This is a genomic window from Bradyrhizobium sp. USDA 4502 (assembly GCF_054063355.1).
Genome location: NZ_JBSSGF010000001.1, coordinates 5,867,939 through 5,884,345 on the forward strand (window position 1 = coordinate 5,867,939; position 16,407 = coordinate 5,884,345).

The 16,407-nt window shown below is 64.9% G+C and carries 11 protein-coding genes; 6 read left to right on the plus strand and 5 right to left on the minus strand.

Translation table 11 applies throughout. The features are described 5' to 3' along the window. The first annotated feature begins 18 nt into the window (after window positions 1-18). From ACVW1B_RS27385 to ACVW1B_RS27400, 4 genes are all read left to right on the plus strand, one after another. A complete protein-coding gene (locus ACVW1B_RS27385) occupies window positions 19-1,347 on the plus strand; it encodes an MFS transporter (protein ID WP_253607050.1) in 1,329 nt (442 codons plus the stop codon). 22 nt (window positions 1,348-1,369) lie between these two features. Continuing rightward, window positions 1,370-2,395, plus strand: a complete 1,026-nt coding sequence (locus tag ACVW1B_RS27390) for an amidohydrolase family protein (protein ID WP_456822496.1) — start codon at window positions 1,370-1,372, stop codon at window positions 2,393-2,395. Between the two features lie 191 nt (window positions 2,396-2,586). Beyond that, window positions 2,587-3,261, plus strand: a complete 675-nt coding sequence (locus ACVW1B_RS27395; RefSeq protein ID WP_253607048.1) for an RraA family protein — start codon at window positions 2,587-2,589, stop codon at window positions 3,259-3,261. Window positions 3,262-3,586: 325 nt separating this feature from the next. After that, complete coding sequence (locus tag ACVW1B_RS27400; RefSeq protein WP_309145014.1) at window positions 3,587-6,073, plus strand: TonB-dependent receptor; 2,487 nt, start codon at window positions 3,587-3,589, stop codon at window positions 6,071-6,073. Window positions 6,074-6,192: 119 nt separating this feature from the next. Here the strand turns inward: ACVW1B_RS27400 and ACVW1B_RS27405 are convergent, their stop codons facing one another. The 3 genes from ACVW1B_RS27405 to ACVW1B_RS27415 form a co-directional block, all read right to left on the minus strand. After that, window positions 6,193-6,966 (minus strand): SDR family NAD(P)-dependent oxidoreductase, encoded by a 774-nt coding sequence (locus ACVW1B_RS27405; protein WP_253607047.1) that lies wholly within the window; start codon window positions 6,964-6,966, stop codon window positions 6,193-6,195. A gap of 197 nt (window positions 6,967-7,163) precedes the next feature. Next, window positions 7,164-7,787, minus strand: coding sequence for a hypothetical protein (locus ACVW1B_RS27410; protein ID WP_253607046.1), 624 nt, complete (start codon window positions 7,785-7,787; stop codon window positions 7,164-7,166). 63 nt (window positions 7,788-7,850) lie between these two features. Beyond that, window positions 7,851-8,759: a LysR family transcriptional regulator gene (locus ACVW1B_RS27415; protein WP_456822497.1), complete on the minus strand. Its 909-nt coding sequence runs from the start codon at window positions 8,757-8,759 to the stop codon at window positions 7,851-7,853. A 135-nt stretch (window positions 8,760-8,894) separates the two neighbouring features. Here ACVW1B_RS27415 and ACVW1B_RS27420 point away from each other — a divergent pair, with 135 nt between their 5' ends. Beyond that, the gene (locus tag ACVW1B_RS27420; RefSeq protein ID WP_456822498.1) at window positions 8,895-9,668 is read left to right on the plus strand and encodes an SDR family oxidoreductase; all 774 of its coding nucleotides are present in this window, start codon (window positions 8,895-8,897) and stop codon (window positions 9,666-9,668) included. A gap of 19 nt (window positions 9,669-9,687) precedes the next feature. Here the strand turns inward: ACVW1B_RS27420 and ACVW1B_RS27425 are convergent, their stop codons facing one another. Then, on the minus strand, window positions 9,688-14,037 hold the full coding sequence (locus tag ACVW1B_RS27425; protein ID WP_253607043.1) for a translocation/assembly module TamB domain-containing protein: 4,350 nt from the start codon (window positions 14,035-14,037) through the stop codon (window positions 9,688-9,690). Then, window positions 14,037-15,323, minus strand: a complete 1,287-nt coding sequence (locus ACVW1B_RS27430; protein WP_253607042.1) for an autotransporter assembly complex protein TamA — start codon at window positions 15,321-15,323, stop codon at window positions 14,037-14,039. The genes ACVW1B_RS27425 and ACVW1B_RS27430 overlap by 1 nt, the downstream gene beginning before the upstream one ends. A gap of 12 nt (window positions 15,324-15,335) precedes the next feature. Between ACVW1B_RS27430 and ACVW1B_RS27435 the strand changes: the two genes are divergently transcribed. Further along, the gene (locus tag ACVW1B_RS27435) at window positions 15,336-15,980 is read left to right on the plus strand and encodes a hypothetical protein (RefSeq protein WP_253607041.1); all 645 of its coding nucleotides are present in this window, start codon (window positions 15,336-15,338) and stop codon (window positions 15,978-15,980) included. Window positions 15,981-16,407 lie beyond the last annotated feature (427 nt).

Below are 16,407 nucleotides of genomic sequence, written 5' to 3' on the forward strand. Positions count from 1 at the left end.
ATGAACGGGAGGATTTCAGTGACCGCATCTTCTGTCAGCGAGCTCGAACAGCAGACCATCCACCGCGTTTATTGGCGGCTGATCCCGATCCTGTTCGTGATGATGTTCTTCAACTATCTCGACCGTATCAATCTCGGCTATGCCGGGCTGACGATGAACAAGGATCTCGGCCTCAGCCCCGCGATCTTCGGCTTCGCGGCCAGCATCTTCTTCCTCGGCTACATGGTGCTCGAGGTGCCGAGCAACCTGATGCTGCACTGGCTCGGGGCCCGGATCTGGCTGGCGCGCATCCTGATCACCTGGGGCCTCGTCGCCGCGCTGACCGCCTTCGTCTGGGATCCGCTCAGCCTCTATGTGATGCGGTTCGGCCTCGGCGTCGCGGAAGCCGGCTTCATGCCCGGCGTGGTGCTTTACCTCACCTACTGGTTCCCGGCGCGCTATCGCGCCCGCGCGGTGGCGGGATACATCATCGCCGGCTCGTTCTCGGCGGTTTTGGGCGGGCCGATCTCGACCAGCATCATGACCTGGTTCGATGGCACTGCCGGTCTCCACGGCTGGCAATGGATGTTCCTTGCCGAGGGCGTGCCGACCATTCTGCTCGGCCTGTTCACGCTCTATTATCTCACCGACCGCCCGGCCAAGGCGAGCTGGCTCACCAAGGAACAGGCGGCCTGGCTGGAGGGCGAACTCGCCGCCGAGCGGGCCGAGATTGAACAACAGGGGCAGCACAGGTTGATCGAATGCGTGCTCGATATCCGGGTCTGGCTGCTGGCGGCGCTGTTCGGCTGCGCACTGGTCGGGATCTACGGGCTCTTGCTGTGGCTGCCGCAGATCATCAAGGGCATGGGCAATCTCAGCAACATCCAGGTCGGCTTCCTCTCGGCAATCCCGCCGCTGCTCGGCGTCATCGGCACCATCGTGGTCAGTCGCAGCTCGGACAAGACCGGCGATCGCAAGTTTCATCTCGCGGCGGTCTATCTGCTGGCCGCGGTCGCGATGCTCGGCAGCGCCTATGTCGCGAGCCCGGTGCTGGCCTTCGCGTTCCTGTGCATCGTCGGCTTCAGCCTCAATGCCGGCAACCCGCTGTTCTGGAGCATCAATGCCTCGCTGCTGACGGGCGCGGCCGGCGCCGCCTCGATCGCGCTGGTCAACACGCTGGCGCAGTTCGGCGGGCTGATCGGGCCGTGGTGCATCGGGCTGATCAAGGACTCCACCGGAAGCTTCTCCTGGGCGCTGGTCGGGATCGCCGGCTTCCTGCTCGTCGCCTCCGCCATCGCCGCCACCATGCGCGTCAAGCCGCGCGAGACGGAATTGACGGACGCGATCCCGTCATCCGTCGCCCACTGACACCCCTGCCAAGGAAGCAACCATGATCATCGATTGTCACGGCCATTACACCACCGAGCCGGCCAAGCTGCAGATCTTCCGCGACAAGCAGCTCGCGGGCCTCGCCGACAAGTCGCGCCGGCCGCTCACCACCAATCTCGGCATCACCGATGACGAGATCCGCTCCAGCGTCGAGGGCGCGCAGCTTCGCCTGCAAAGGGAGCGCGGCACCGACGTCACCATCTTCTCGCCGCGCGCGGCCGGCATGGCGCATCACGTCGGCAAGGAAGCGACCAGCCGCGAATGGACCACGATCTGCAACGACCTCGTGCACCGGGTCTGCACGCTGTTCCCGCAGAACTTCGTCCCCGTCTGCCAGCTGCCGCAGAGCCCGGTCGTCAAGCCCGCGAACTGCATCGAGGAGCTGGAGCGCTGCGTGACGCAGCTCGGCTTCGTCGGCTGCAATCTCAACCCCGATCCCGCCGGCGGCTATTGGTGCGATCCGCCGCTGACCGACGAATGGTGGTATCCGCTGTATGAGAAGATGGTCGAGCTCGACGTGCCGGCGATGGTCCATGTCTCCTCGTCCTGCAATCCCTGCTTCCACGGCACCGGCGCGCATTACCTCAACGGCGACACCACCGCCTTCATGCAGTTCCTGACCTCGGACCTGTTCAAGCGCTTCCCGACCCTGCGGTTCATCATCCCGCATGGCGGCGGCGCGGTGCCCTATCACTGGGGCCGCTACCGCGGCCTGGCGCAGGACATGAAGCTGCCGCCGCTGTCGGAGCATCTCTTGAAGAACGTGTTCTTCGACACCTGCGTCTATCACTTGCCCGGCATCGAGCTGTTGACCAGGGTGATTCCCGTCGAGAACATCCTGTTCGCGTCGGAAATGGTCGGCGCCGTGCGCGGCATCGATCCTGAAACCGGTCATCACTTCGACGACACCCGGCGCTATATCGACGCGCTGCCGCTGAGCGCGGCGGACAAGGCCAAGATCTTTGAAGGCAATGCCCGCCGCGTCTATCCTCGCCTCAACGCCCATCTCGACCGCCGCGCGCATTGAGCGAAGCGATCGATGTTTACGGCCCCGTCATTGCGAGGAGCGTCGGCGACGAAGCAATCCATCGCTCCGCATCTGCGGAAGCATGGATTGCTTCGCTTCGCTCGCAATGACGGTGATGGTCCTACAAGCAAGATATTTCCGTCGTCCCGATTGCAAACGTACAATCACGCCCAACACACCGGAGAAAACCGATGGCCATAGGATTTGCTATTCACAAGGCGAAGCGGAAAGTGTCGCCCGATCTCGTCGCGCGCTACCGCACCCTGCCGGTCGCCAATATCAGCGATTCGATGTCACGGATCGCGGGCACCAACCGGCTGCGGCCGATGCACGCGGGCGGCTGGCTCGGCGGCCCGGCGCTGACGGTCAAGACCCGGCCCGGCGACAATCTGATGGTCCACAAGGCGATCGACCTGGCCCAGCCCGGCGACGTCATCGTGGTCGATGCCGGCGGCGTGCTGGTCAACGCCATCATCGGCGAGATCATGTCGACGCTGGCCGAGAAGAAGGGCGTCGCGGGCTTCGTGATCGACGGCTCGATCCGCGATGCCGGCGCGATCCGCGCCGGATCATTCCCGGTGTTCGCCGCCGGCGTCGCCCATCGCGGACCCTACAAGGACGGCCCGGGCGAGATCAACTGCGCCGTCTCGATCGACGGCATGATCGTCGAGCCCGGCGATCTCGTCGTGGCCGACGACGACGGCGTGCTCTGCGTGCCCTATGACGACGCCGAGGCGATCTGCAAGCTGACCGAGGCCAAGAAGGCGACCGAGGAAAAGGCCATCCAGCAAATCCTCGCCGGCACCAGCGACCGCCGCTGGGTCGACGAGGCCCTGCTGCGCCTCGGCTGCGAGTTCAAGGACTAGACGATCGGCGGTCCCAAAAGGCGGCGATGCCCACCTTTTGGGCAGCAATTTGCGCCAAGTCGGCCGGAATCATCCGGCCCCTATTGGGCTCACGTGCCCGTCCATCAAAATCGGGAATTTTTCCCGATTACAGTTGGAAAAGAATCCCGGCCTTCCGGGACTGATGTTGTTTGCCAAAGCCACGCCGCTCCCGCAGTCTCCGAGCCAAGGTTCGTTGGGGATCAAGCCGAACCGCGGCTTAGGGGTGGGCGTCATGGCTGGTGCGTTGTTGCGTGCGGCAACACGGTCTTTGTCTTCTTCGGTCTATACGCACGGCGCTGCGGCCGTGCTGGCCGTTATTGGCTCTGCACTGCCATCGACTGTCCTGCATGCTCAGACGGCCGATCCGGCCCCCACCGAACTGCCGCCCGTCAACGTGATTGCGCCCACACCGCTGGCCGGCACCCGCAGCGCAAGGCCGGCGGCACGGCCGGTGGTTCGGACCACGCGAACCGCGCGAACCCGAACCGGACCTGTTGCTCCGGCAGCGGGACCCGATGTCGGCACCGCTGCACCCAGCCCCTCCGACCGCGACTCCACCCTGATTGATCGCGACAAGGTCCCGTCCAACACCGCGGTGATGACGACGCAGGATTTCAGCCACAACTACTCGACTAACTTCCTCGATGCTGTGAACCGCAAGCTGCCCGGCGTCACGCTCGGCGACCAGACCGGCAATCCGTTCCAGCGCAATCTCGACTACCGCGGCTTTACCGCCTCGCCGGTCCAGGGCACGCCGCAGGGCATCGCGGTCTATCAGAACGGCGTGCGCATCAACGAATCCTGGGGCGACGTGGTCAACTGGGATTTCATCCCGGAAAAGGCCATCGACAGCGTCGCATTGTTTCCCAACAATCCGGTGTTCGGCCTCAACGCGATCGGCGGCGCGCTGAGCATCCAGATGAAGAACGGCTTCACCTATCAGGGCTCCGAGGCTGAACTGTTCGGCGGCTCTTACGGGCGCGTGCAGGGCAGCGTGCAGGCCGGCGGCCAGAGGGACAACATCTCCGCCTACGCTGCGTTCGAATCCGCGTATGATCGCGGCTGGCGCGACTACGCCAATTCGTCGCACATCAACCGCATGTATGTGGACGTTGGCGCACGCAGCGACGACACCGAATTTCATGTCAATTTCACCGGCGCCAGCAACCTGCTCGGCAACGTCGCAGCGACGCCGGTGCAGATGCTTAATCAGCGCTGGTCGAGCGTCTACACCTGGCCGCAGACGACGCTGCTTCAGCTCGCCTTCGTCAACGCCACGCTGAACCATAATTTCTCGGATACCTGGTCCTTCCAGGGCAATGCCTATTTCCGCGGCTTCCGGCAGACCCATGTCGACGGCAACGGCACCGACGTGCATGCCTGCGACGCGGGAGACAGTTTGTGCATCGGCGACGACCTGCCGATTTTCGGTCCGGCGGGAGGTCCCTCGGTTCCGAACACGCTGGGCAACGCCTTCCTTGGCGAAGTCGACCGCAACCGGGCCGCGACCAACAGCTTCGGCGGCACAGCCCAGCTGACCAACTCGGACAAGCTGTTCGGACACGACAACCACGTTGTGATGGGCGTCAGTGTCGACCACGGCAACACGAAATTCACGGCGACCAGCGAGCTCGGAACCATCGATCCGAACAACCTGTTCGTGACCGGCACCGGCATCTTCATCAACCAGCCCGATGCCGGTCTCGCCCCGGTCGACCTGCGCGCAACCAACACCTACACCGGCGTATATCTCACCGATACCTTCGACGTGACGAACAGGTTCTCGGTCACTGCTGGTGGACGATTCAACTATGCCCAGATCGATCTGCAGGACCAGACCGGGACAAATGACCAGCTCAACAGCAGCAACCGATTCCAGCGCCTCAACCCGGTGATCGGCGGCACCTACAAGATCACGCCGAACCTCACCGTTTATGCCGGCTATTCAGAGGCCAACCGCGCGCCGACGCCGCTCGAGCTCGGCTGCTCCGATCCGGCCCGCCCCTGCGTCATCGATTCCTTCCTGGTGTCCGATCCGCCGCTCAAGCAGGTGGTGTCGCACACTATCGAGGCCGGCTTCCGCGGCACCTGGGGCAACGATGCCAGGACCGGCATGCTGAGCTGGGGCCTCGGCGCGTTCCACACTCTGTCCGACGACGATATCATCCGGGTGCAGAGCCCCATCGGCACAGGTAATTTCGGCTATTTCCAGAATGCGGGGCAGACCCTGCGGCAGGGCATCGAAGCCAAGCTCGACTACCGCGTCAATCGCTGGAACGCCTATGCCAACTACACCTTCATCGACGCGACCTATCGAAGCGCAAACACGTTGCCGGCTCCCGACAACCCGAACGCCCTGACCGACCCGAACAACGATGACGTCCGGTTCATCAACGTCAAGCCGGGCGACCAAATCCCGGGCATTCCGGCGCACCGCTTCAAGGCAGGTGTCGAGTACCTCGCCACCGACGCATGGAAGGTCGGCGCCGACATCAACGTGGTCGGCAGCCAATGGCTGATCGGCGACGACACCAACCAGAGCCAGAAGGTCCCGGCCTACGCGGTCGTGAACCTGCACACCTCCTACAAGATCACGCCGAATATCGAGGTGTTCGGCCTGATCAACAACGTCTTCAACCAGCATTATTATCTCGGCGGCGCGTTCTACGAGACCGGCGGCTTCGCCAGCGCCGGAGCTGCGCCCAACCTGATGGCGCAGCTGACCGATCCGCGCACCTTCGTGCCCGGCATGCCGCTCGCGGCCTATGCCGGCATCAGGGCGAAGTTCTAAAGCGCGATGAGATTAGGTTGAATCGTCATCGCGCTTTAGCTCTTTGTTTGAGCATGATCTTTTCGGAAAACCGCTTCGCACTTTTCCGGATCATGCTTTAGGGCAATTCCTGGAAGACGCTACGCCACCGTCCCGCCGTCGACCGGCATCGCGATGCCGGTGACGAACGACGCCTTGTCCGACAGCAGGAACACCGCGACCTCCGCGATCTCCTCGGGACGCGCGGCGCGGCCCATCGGATTGCGGGTGACCGCGGCCTTGATCAGCTCCTCTGGATCGGCCTCGTTGTGGCCCGGCTGGTCCGGCCGGTTGACGAACACCCGCAGCATCGGCGTGTCGATCGCACCGGGGCAGATCGCGTTGACGCGGACGCCGTCCTTGGCGTGGCGCTTGGCGAGCGCGCGCGCCAGCCCGATCACGCCGGCCTTGGCCGCCGAATAGGTCGGACTCCACGGCGAGCCGACCAGGCCCGAGGTCGATGCAGTGAACAGGATGCTGCCCTGCCGCCGTGCGGTCATCTGGCCGAGCGCCGCGTTGGTGGTGATCAGCTGCGAGCGCAGGTTGAGATCGACGCTGAGATCCCAGCCTTCCAGATCGTCGATCACGGACGGACCGGGAATGCCGAGGTGATTCCACACGCAGTCGAGCGCTCCAAATTCCTTCACGGTCGCCGTGACGATGTCGCGCGCAAAGCCGTCGTCGCGCAGATCGCCGGTCAGCGCCAGCGCGCGCCCGCCGCCCTTTTTGATCTCGTCGACCACCGCCTTCGCGCCAGCCTCGTTCTGGTCGACCACCGCGACCGCCGCGCCCTCGCGCGCGAGGATGCGTGCCCCGGCGCGGCCCGCGCCGGATGCCGCGGCGGTGACGAGTGCGATCTTGCCCTGCATGTCCATGTTTCGATCCTGACTGTGCCCGTGACTTCGAGCCTTCTTGGGTTCTGAAGTTTTGGTTGAATCAGGACCGCGGCGCTGCCGTCTTGCGCTGACGCGCTAAAGCATGATTCGGAAAAGTGCGAAGCGGTTTTCCGAAAAGATCATGCTCAAACAAAGAGCTAAAGCGCGATAACGATTCAGCCTAATCTCATCGCGCTTCAGCGCCCGCCGAACAGGACCGGAGACTGGCCGGGCAGCAGCTGCGAATGAATGTCGCTGTCCATCCGCTCCGCCCCTTGCTGGGTGAAGCTCGCGCCGAAGGACAGGCTGAGATTCGAAGTCGGCCGGAACTCGAGTCCCGCGCGCGCCGAATAGCCGGCGTTGACACCGGGATTGCCGCTGAACGGCGCCAGCGGCCCGCCGGCACCGGGCGGATTGTATTTCAGGGTGTCGAAGCCGGCGAAGAAGGTCACGGGCGTATTACCGACACCCCTGAAATTGTAGCCGAACTGCGCGCCCTGATATTCCAGCGAGCCGAACGCCGCCGATTGGCCGAGCGCGTTCCAGCCGACGCGACCGCCTTCGCTGCCGGCGAACCAGCCGTCGGGCCGGCCGTTCAGATACGAGAAATCGCCGCCTCGCGCGCCGGCGGCGTCAAAGCTCGGAAAGTTTCCGTAGGTATCTGCCTTCTGGCCGTCGGCGAGACTGCCGCCGAAGCCGAACAGCGAGCCCGGCGTCCAGTAGCGCACCGGGCCGGCTTGGGCATTGGCCTGCTGCTGGCCGCTCAGGCACAGCGCCAACACTGCGATTGCGGGGCCGAGTTTGCTTACCAAAGTGGTCATCAGATTACCGTCACGAGCACCGAGATTATACGTCCCGACGACCGGGAACGCCAGCCTGCGCCCCTACTCCACCGCGAGCAGCTTCTGCTTCAGCAAATCCGTCAACCAGTCGGCAAACACCTGCAGCCGCCGCGACAGATGCTGACGGTGCGGATAGAGCAAGGTCATCGGCATCGGCGCGGCGCGGTGCCGCGGCATCAGCTCGACGAGCTCTCCGGCATCGAGGTGCCGCTTCACGTCGTAGGCGGGAATCTGGATCAGGCCGAGGCCGGCGAGGCAGCAGGCGATATAGGCCTCGGCGCTGTTGACGGTGACGCGGCCGCGCATCGCGATGCTGCGCGTTGCGCCCTGCTCGCACCACTCCCATTCCTCGATGCGGCCGGTGGAAGGCGAGGCGTAGTTGACCGCCCAATGCGCGCCGAGATCGTCGGGCGTTCGCGGCGTGCCGTGGCACGCGAGATATCCGGGGCTTGCGACATTGATCAGCGTCAGATTGCCGAGCGGCCGCGCGATCAGACCGGAATCGCTGAGCGGGCCGACGCGCACGACGCAATCGGCGGAATCCTCGATCAGGTTGATAGCGCGATCGGTGACGCCGAGATCGATGTTGATCTGCGGATAACGATCAAGGAAAGCCGGCAACGCCGGCGCGATGATCAGGCGGCCGATCCGCCCGGGCACGTCGACCCTGAGCCTGCCGGACGGTTCGGCGGCGGCGTGCCGAAACAGGGTCTCGGCCTCGTCGACATCGGCAACGACGCGCAAGGCTCGTTCGTAAAACGCCGCGCCGTCATGCGTGGGCGACACCTTTCGCGTCGTGCGATGCAGCAGCCGCGTGCCGACGCGCTGCTCCAGTTCTGCGACCGCTGACGAGACCGACGAGCGCGGCACGCCCAGCGTATCGGCCGCCCGCGTAAAACTCGCGCACTCGACGACGCGAGCGAAGATGCGGAACAGGTCGATGCGGTCCAAAATCGTCCCCGATTGTTCGCCATTCCCGACAAGTGATATCAGGATGCATGGCTTTATCGGCAAATTCCAGACGATATTGTCGTCTCCAGAAAGCGGCCGCAGGGCGCGGCCGCGAGACCTGGAGAGGCGAACGCCATGACCGACCACAGCATCAAGGGCAAAACCGTCATCATCGCCGGCGGCGCCAAGAATCTCGGCGGCCTGATCGCGCGCGATCTCGCCGCCCACGGCGCCAGGGCGATCGCGATCCACTACAACAGCGCGGCCACCAAGGCCGATGCCGACGCGACGGTGGCGGCGCTGCAGGCCGCAGGTAGCAAGGCGGTCGCCTTCCAGGCCAATCTCACAACAGTAGGCGCGATGGAAAAACTGTTCACCGACGCGGTCGCCGCGATCGGCCGTCCCGACATCGCGATCAACACCGTCGGCAAGGTGTTGAAGAAACCGATGGTCGAGATCTCGGAGGCCGAATATGACGCGATGAGCGCGATCAACGCCAAGTCCGCGTTCTTCTTCCTCAAGGAGGCCGGCCGCCACGTCAACGACAACGGCAAGATCTGCACGCTGGTGACGTCGCTGCTCGGCGCCTACACACCGTTCTATGCGGCCTATGCCGGCACCAAGGCCCCGGTCGAGCATTTCACCCGCGCGGCCTCGAAGGAATTCGGCGCGCGCGGCATCTCGGTCACCGCGATCGGCCCCGGCCCGATGGACACGCCGTTCTTCTATCCGGCCGAAGGCGCGGACGCGGTCGCCTATCACAAATCGGCGGCGGCGCTGTCGGGGTTCTCGAAGACCGGGCTCACCGACATCAAGGATATCGTGCCGTGGATCCGCCTGCTGGTGTCGGACGGCTGGTGGATGACCGGCCAGACCATCCTCGTCAACGGCGGCTACACCACGAAGTGAGGCGCGATCTCGGTCGCCATTACCATTCGAATCGCGTGCCGACTCCGACGGATGTCGAGCCCTTCGCATCGACATCCGACTCGACGCGGATATGGCGCGTCACGTCGACATTGGCCGACACTCCTGACTGGCTGGCGCTCGCGCCCGTCCGCACGCCCACGCTTAGCCTGTCGCCGATCGCGCGCGAGGCACCGACCATCGGACCGCCCGCTCCGGCGCCCACATCCAGATTGTCGACCCCGAGCGAGCGGCGCATGCGGTCCACCGTTCCCTCGCCACCGCTTGCGAACTGAGCCGCGGCCCCTGCGAGCTGCACGGCCTGCGAGGTCGTCAGGCTGCCCGAAGCTTTCTGAAAGAGAATGCGCGACAGGATCTCGTCCTGCGGCAACTCGGGCTGCGAATGGAAGGCGAAGACCGGCGCGGCCGCCGGGCCCGAGATTCCGACCTGCGCGGTGATGTCAGAGGCCTGTATCTCTGCCGCGAAATCGAGCTCGGGCGCGAGATCACCATTGAAGGAGAGATTGCCTTTGGTGAAGGTCAGCGTCTTTCCGAGCACCACCAGCTTGCCCTGATAGAGTGAGAAGGCTCCCTTCGGAACCGGCGCGTTGCTCGTACCGCCGACATGAACGGAGCCGCCGAGTTCCGCGGTTACCCCGCGGCCATGGATGAAGACGTGGTTCGGCGCCGAAACTGTCACGTCCAGCGCGGCGTTGAAGAGCGCCGGACGCTTCTTGTTGCCTTTCGGCGTTTCGGCCTTGCGCGCAGCTGCAAGCCGTACAGCGGCCTGTCCCGAGGCGTTCACATGGTTGATGCCGTCGATCGGCTTCAGCGTCGACGGCAGGCGATCCGGAATATCGACGTTGACGCGAGTCAAGTCGACGCGACCGACGATCCGCGGATCGCGCGCCAGGGCGCCTGTGACGTCGATAGCGAGATTGGCCTGCGCGGTCGCCAGCGCGCTGGAGGCAAGCGTCGCCTGCTGACCGCGAATCAAGACCGTGCCTGGAAAACCTGCATCCGGGGCGACCCGTACCTCACCGGAGCCGGACAACGTACCGCCGTTGGGCGTCACCGCGGTCAGGCGCTCCACGACGATGCGCTCTCCTTCGGCGGTGATTTTCGCCTCGACGGCATCGAGGCGCGTACCGAGCATGCTGTCACGGAAGGTACCTCCGCTCATGGTGGCGACACCGCCGATCTGTGGCCTGGTACGCGTGCCGCCGACACGGGCATCGAGCGTAACGCTGCCGGACACGGTACGGCCGGAGGCGGAAAGCGCGGCATTGGCGATGGCGGCATCGAGGCGGCCCTTCGCGGTCAGCGCGATCGGACTCGTGGCGTCGAGCGGCACCGTGCCCGACGCCGCGATCGCACCGGCTCTTCCCGCGGCAATTGTGGTGTTCAGGCTCGCGCGGCTGCCATCGAGCCGTCCGTCCGCGGCAACGTCGATCGGCGGCAGGCCGGCGCTTCTGGTCTGCGGCGCGGTGAGCTGCTTGACCGCGACCTTGTACTGGCCGGTCGGCGCGCTCATGGAGCCCGCAATGGCCGCTGACGCGTCGAGGGTCCCGCTCAGGCCCAGACCGGGTATCGCGACATCGGCCTCGCCGAGCGGGATCGCGCTGGCCATGGCCTTAAGGTCGAGCACCTGACCGGCTTTGCCGTCCACCGTGAAGCGGCCACGTCCAATCCCGAGCGCCAGATGCTCGATCAACACCGTGCCATCGTCGAGCGTGAAGCCCGCGGGGCCCTGCAGCGCAATCGCTTTGGCGCCACGGCGCGCGGTGAAGCGGTTGAGATCGAACCGCACCCGCTCCCTGGTGGTCAGTGCACCCGCGGCATCGAGATCGAATCCGGCAGCCTTGGCGGACAGGCCGATCGTGCTCGCATCGGCATTGCCCGCGGCCGCCAGCGTGACGTTTGAGACTGTCTGACCGCCGAACTCGGCACCATTGACCTGCGCATCAGCATTGAGCACCGGATGGCTGTAGAGATCGGCGCCATCGGCGCGCAGATCGAAACTGCGGACGGCCGCACCCGCGGCACGGATTCCCGCGCCCTTGCCGGCAAGCCGGATCGACTGTTGGCCGCCATCGGCCGAAGCGGCAAGGTCGAGTGAGGCCGAACCGGCGAGCTCTGTAAGGGCAAGCGGCGAGAGATCGGCGAGCGCCCCGGCTGCGAAGCGAATCTGCCCGCTGGCGAATCTCTGGGCGTCGATCGTTGCTGCCCCCTTCAGGGATACCGATCCGATCGCGATGTCGATGGTCTTTGCGTGCCAACCGGCAGCGGCGGGAGCTGCGCGATCGTCGGGCTCCGACGATCGACGGCTCACCTGAACAATCCCGCGCGCTGGCTTGCCGTCGACGGAGCCGTCGAGCTTGACCTCGACAGCACAGACTCCGTTGATGTCGTTGACCGTCGCGGCGAGCGCCAGATGCGGAATCGGACGCCGCATCGCGGTGGCGCGATCCACCGAGGCCGCGAACGAAACCCCGGGATGTGCGAGCCCGCCGGTCAGGCCGACGTCGACAGCTCCCGCACCGGTGAGGCGCGCATCGGCCGCCGAGAGATCCGGCAGGTCCACACGCGCCGACAGGTCGCTCGAGTCGCGCGTCACTGTTCCTTTGGCGCGAACCGCAACACGGGCACCATCGATCGACGCGTCGCGGACCGTGTAAGTGTCGCGACCATCAGCAGAGATGTCGGCTGCGAGTGCGAGCCGCGCCCCCGCAAGCCCATCGAGCGCCGCAAGTCCCGTCGCAAGCTTCTCGCCGGCACCTGACATTCTGATATCGAAGCTGCCACGCTGTAAATCCGTGTCGAGATCGAGGCCGAACGCCACCGAGCCCTTGAGCTTCAACCCGGCAAGGTCGGCAAAGGCGCCGAGGTCGGGCACGGTTCCGGTTGCCCGGCCATTCAGGCGATCGGCGCTGACATCGCCTGTATAGGTGGCCTGAACCGTTGATGTGCCGATCTCGAGACGCTCGATCCTGGCGCGGCCGCCCAGGTCGGTATCGCCGTGGAGCACGAGCGACGCGGTGTTGCCGATCGCGGCCGCCAAACTCGCGTCGCGTGGCGCGATGCCGGAAGCACGCAGGTTCGCGTCAAGGATGATGCGCGTTGCCGGATCGCCGGCCTCGGCACGAGGAACGGCCGTGATCGAAGCATCAAGCGTCTCGATGTCTCCGTCCGGCAGATGAGCACCCGACAGCGCGAGCTTGACCGATGCTGTGGGAGCCTTGATTGGGCCGTTGACGCGGCTGTCGAAAACGAGGCTGCGGATCGAGCCTTGGTCAGTCTCGGTCACGTCGCCGTTGCTTGGCAAGGAGCGGATCGAAGCCGCAAAATCCACGACCTTGTCGGCTCCGAGCAAACCTTTCGCGTCGAGCCGTGCGAGACGGCTCGTCAGCGTCAGCCCGTCCAGGGCGATGCTGCCGTCGTCACCAAAATGTGTCGTACTGTCGAGATGGGTTTCGCCGGCGAAGACCGGCGCGGCGATCGCCGGCAACAACGGTTCGAGGTGACTGGCAAGGCGCGTTGCGAGCACTCGGGCCGCGCCGTTTCGGTCAAGCGCAATCGTGCCGGTCGCATCGATCGTGGGGCCGGCCTGCAACTTCAGGGCACCGCGAAAGCTGTCGAGCGTGCCCTTGCCGCCCAGTGCGAATGTGACGGGCGGCTCGCCCGGCAGATGGCCGAGCTTCGACATGAGTCCGTGGGCTGGCTCGTCGAGCGTGACGTCGAGGGTAAGCGCATTTCCCTGCGGAACGTAGGCGAGAGCGGCCTTGAAGTGGCCCGGAAAATCCTTGCGGGTGGCATCGAGGTTGAAGACGAGCCCTTCCGAGGGCGAGCCGAGCTCGGTATTGCCGGTCGCCGCGACACTCAAAGCTTCACCCAGAATCGACTGTCCCAGCGTCAGGGCCCGCAGGTCGAAAGCCTTCACCTGCACCTTCACCGGAAGGTCAGGCAGGATCGGCTGATCGGACTCGGCGGCAGGCTGATCGGACGGAAGCGGCTTTCGCTTGATCTCAAGCGTGCCGATCTCGAGACGGTCGATTTCCAGCCGCCCCAGCAACAATGCGCTGCGTCGCCAGACGAGGCGCGCCTTGTCGAGCGTCAGCCAGACACCGTCCTTGTCGGTGATGCTAACGTCGCGGACCGTTGCATCCGAGGACAGCACACCATCGACGGCGCCGACATGGACCTGGGTCGCCGGCGTCGAGAGCGTCCGCGAGACGAGACTGGCTAGCACATCCTGCTGGTTCTCGCCGCTACCGCCCACCATTCGGTAGAGAACGACACCAAGCACCGCGACAGCGATGAGACCCAAGGCCGCGACGGCGGAACCGATAATGAACAGCCGTCGGATGCGCATCAGAAGGCCTGCCCAATGCTGACATAGATCGCGTAACGGCTGTCGCCGGGGCGAGGGTTCAGCGGTGTCGCAACGTCAAGGCGGATCGGGCCGACCGGCGTGAGATAGCGCAAGCCAAGTCCCGCGCCGTAGCCCACATAGTCGTCGAAGCCTGGCAGGGACGATCGGGAGGCGGTGCCAAAGTCGAAGAATGGCACGAGGCCGATGGTGGGAGTGATCCTGACCCGCACCTCGGCGGAGCCCTCGATCAGGCTGCGACCACCGGTGATTTGACCGAACATCATCGGCGAAATGGTGTTGAAGCCGTAACCGCGTACGGATCCGCCGCCGCCAGCGAAGAAGCGATGTGCGTCCGGAATCTGGTCGAGCGGCGCGCCCGCAAGCAAGCCTGCGGCCAACCGACCCGCCAGCACGTAGTCGGCCTGCTCGTCGAGCGCATAATAGGCCGAGCCCGCAACCCGCGCTTCGAACAGATCGATCGTGGAACCCATCAGCTTCGGATAGGCATTGACGGTCGCCGAGAGGCGCACACCGCGCGTGGGGTCGAGCGGATTGTCTGTCGTGTCGTAGCGGCCGGTCGCCGTGAAGCCGATCAATGTCGCATCGACCCGCCCCAGCACGTCCTGCGATTTCGATTGCTCGACCTGGAGACCGGCCTGCAGCGAAGCCGCCTCCGAAAGGCGATGGATCACGCCGAATGTGCCGCGCACCGTGTCGTCAGTGTAACCGCCGAGGTCGTTGTTGCCGACACGCTCGCGGAACGCAGTGGCCTCGATCAGTAGATCGTTGGCCGTACCGAACAAGCCCGGCTTGATGAAGGTGCCGGTAAAGCGTGCGCCGAAATCCGAGCCGCTCAGATTATTGAAGCCGGTGAAGGACGTGCCGTCGATCCGTTGCAAAAGCGAGGCGGACGCTTCGAGCCTCAGGCGCTCGCCGCCGCCGAATATGTTCCGATCCTCGTAGTAGCCAGCAATGCCGGGACCATCGACGGTGGAATATTTCGCCGAGAGGCCCACCGCGTGCCTGGGCCTTTCCGTCAAATCGATGAAGACCGGCAGATTGCCATTCTCATCGAGCTGGTCCGCCTCGCGGACGCGAATTCCCCCGATGGCCGGGATCTTTGCGATCGAGGTTTTCGCCAAGGCGAGCCGCTCTGGCGAATAAGGCTCGCCTTCCCTCAGGTAGACGTGCGTGGCCACCACTCTCGGATCGACGTCTCCGCCCGAGATCGTCACGGCGCCGATGCCGGCCTTGGGGCCCGCTTCGACCCGCAGCCGAAGGTCCATCGCGGCGGCGCCATGATCGACGGTGGCCTTGACGTCGGCGACCTTCGCGAGCGGATGTCCGTTGCTGCGGAACCAGTCGACGAGCTTCACCTGCGCGGCGCGCAGGTCGGCAGAGATCGCGGGATCGCCGGACTTCAGCGCAAACGCGCGGCGCGGCAATCCCTGCGGCGCTTGGTCGCGCGGATAGTCTACATCTACGGCGCGCAGCTTGAACAACGGACCAAGTCGCGCGATGACCTTGACGGGCACAACGGTCCGATTGCGAAAGCTGTCGGCCCGACGCGCCGCCGCGGCCAGCCCGATCTCGTCGAGGGAGATTGGAACTCCATCTATCGTCACATCGATCTGAGCGTTGTAGCGACCAAGCCCCCAAAGGGCATCGAGCAGCGGATTGATATCTGCCTGCAGCCGGCGCGCGAGACCTTCCCCGTCCGGGGGCGGTTCCTGTCGAAGGCGATAGGTGCCGGCGGCATCGCGCAATGCCTGTTCGGCGTCGCTATCGTTCTTGCCCTCCGGCGTCTTGGCTTCGATCTCCAACCGATAGGACAGCGTCGTGGCGCTGACCGGCGGCGGATCGTCGGAACCGAACAGACCAAAGAAGTCGAGCGCGTGAGCCTGCTCGCACAGCGAGCAACCGACGACAGCGACGCACGCTGAACGCAGAACGCGTCGCGCCGCAGCAATGAAATACCTTCGCCTTGCCCGCCCCGGCAAAGGCGGCGGGCATCGTTGCACCACGATTTGCTTGATTGTTCCGCTCCGCCTGCCTGTTGACGCGACCCGAGTCTCTGCACCTCAGGTTCCGGCGATCCCCTGTCTCCGCATTCAACAGGCACCACACGCGAAGTTGATAGACTCATGATGGACAATGTTGGGCAAACGTAGGGGAACTTCGACGTTCGTCCCAATTATCGAAATTTCCGACGCTCGCTGCGATCGGTTCCGGCAACTGCGCTTTGCGAACAATCCGCCACGCGCGTCGCGCCATCGTTTGGCCTGATGCTCGAACCGTCGGCAGGTCAACCGAGAGCTGCGTCATCGGGCCGCGTGTTGTTCCAACGCGTGATCGAGTTCCTGCTCAGCT

What these genes read in the sequence shown, in the direction of transcription:
- ACVW1B_RS27390 (WP_456822496.1), top strand. Translation starts at nt 1,370, where the DNA reads ATGATCATCGATTGTCACGGCCATTACACCACCGAGCCGGCCAAGCTG.
- ACVW1B_RS27395 (WP_253607048.1), top strand. Translation starts at nt 2,587, where the DNA reads ATGGCCATAGGATTTGCTATTCACAAGGCGAAGCGGAAAGTGTCGCCC.
- ACVW1B_RS27405 (WP_253607047.1), bottom strand. Translation starts at nt 6,966, where the DNA reads ATGGACATGCAGGGCAAGATCGCACTCGTCACCGCCGCGGCATCCGGC.
- ACVW1B_RS27410 (WP_253607046.1), bottom strand. Translation starts at nt 7,787, where the DNA reads ATGACCACTTTGGTAAGCAAACTCGGCCCCGCAATCGCAGTGTTGGCG.
- ACVW1B_RS27420 (WP_456822498.1), top strand. Translation starts at nt 8,895, where the DNA reads ATGACCGACCACAGCATCAAGGGCAAAACCGTCATCATCGCCGGCGGC.
- ACVW1B_RS27425 (WP_253607043.1), bottom strand. Translation starts at nt 14,037, where the DNA reads ATGCGCATCCGACGGCTGTTCATTATCGGTTCCGCCGTCGCGGCCTTG.
- ACVW1B_RS27430 (WP_253607042.1), bottom strand. Translation starts at nt 15,323, where the DNA reads ATGGACCTTCGGCTGCGGGTCGAAGCGGGCCCCAAGGCCGGCATCGGC.
- ACVW1B_RS27435 (WP_253607041.1), top strand. Translation starts at nt 15,336, where the DNA reads ATGATCGACGGTGGCCTTGACGTCGGCGACCTTCGCGAGCGGATGTCC.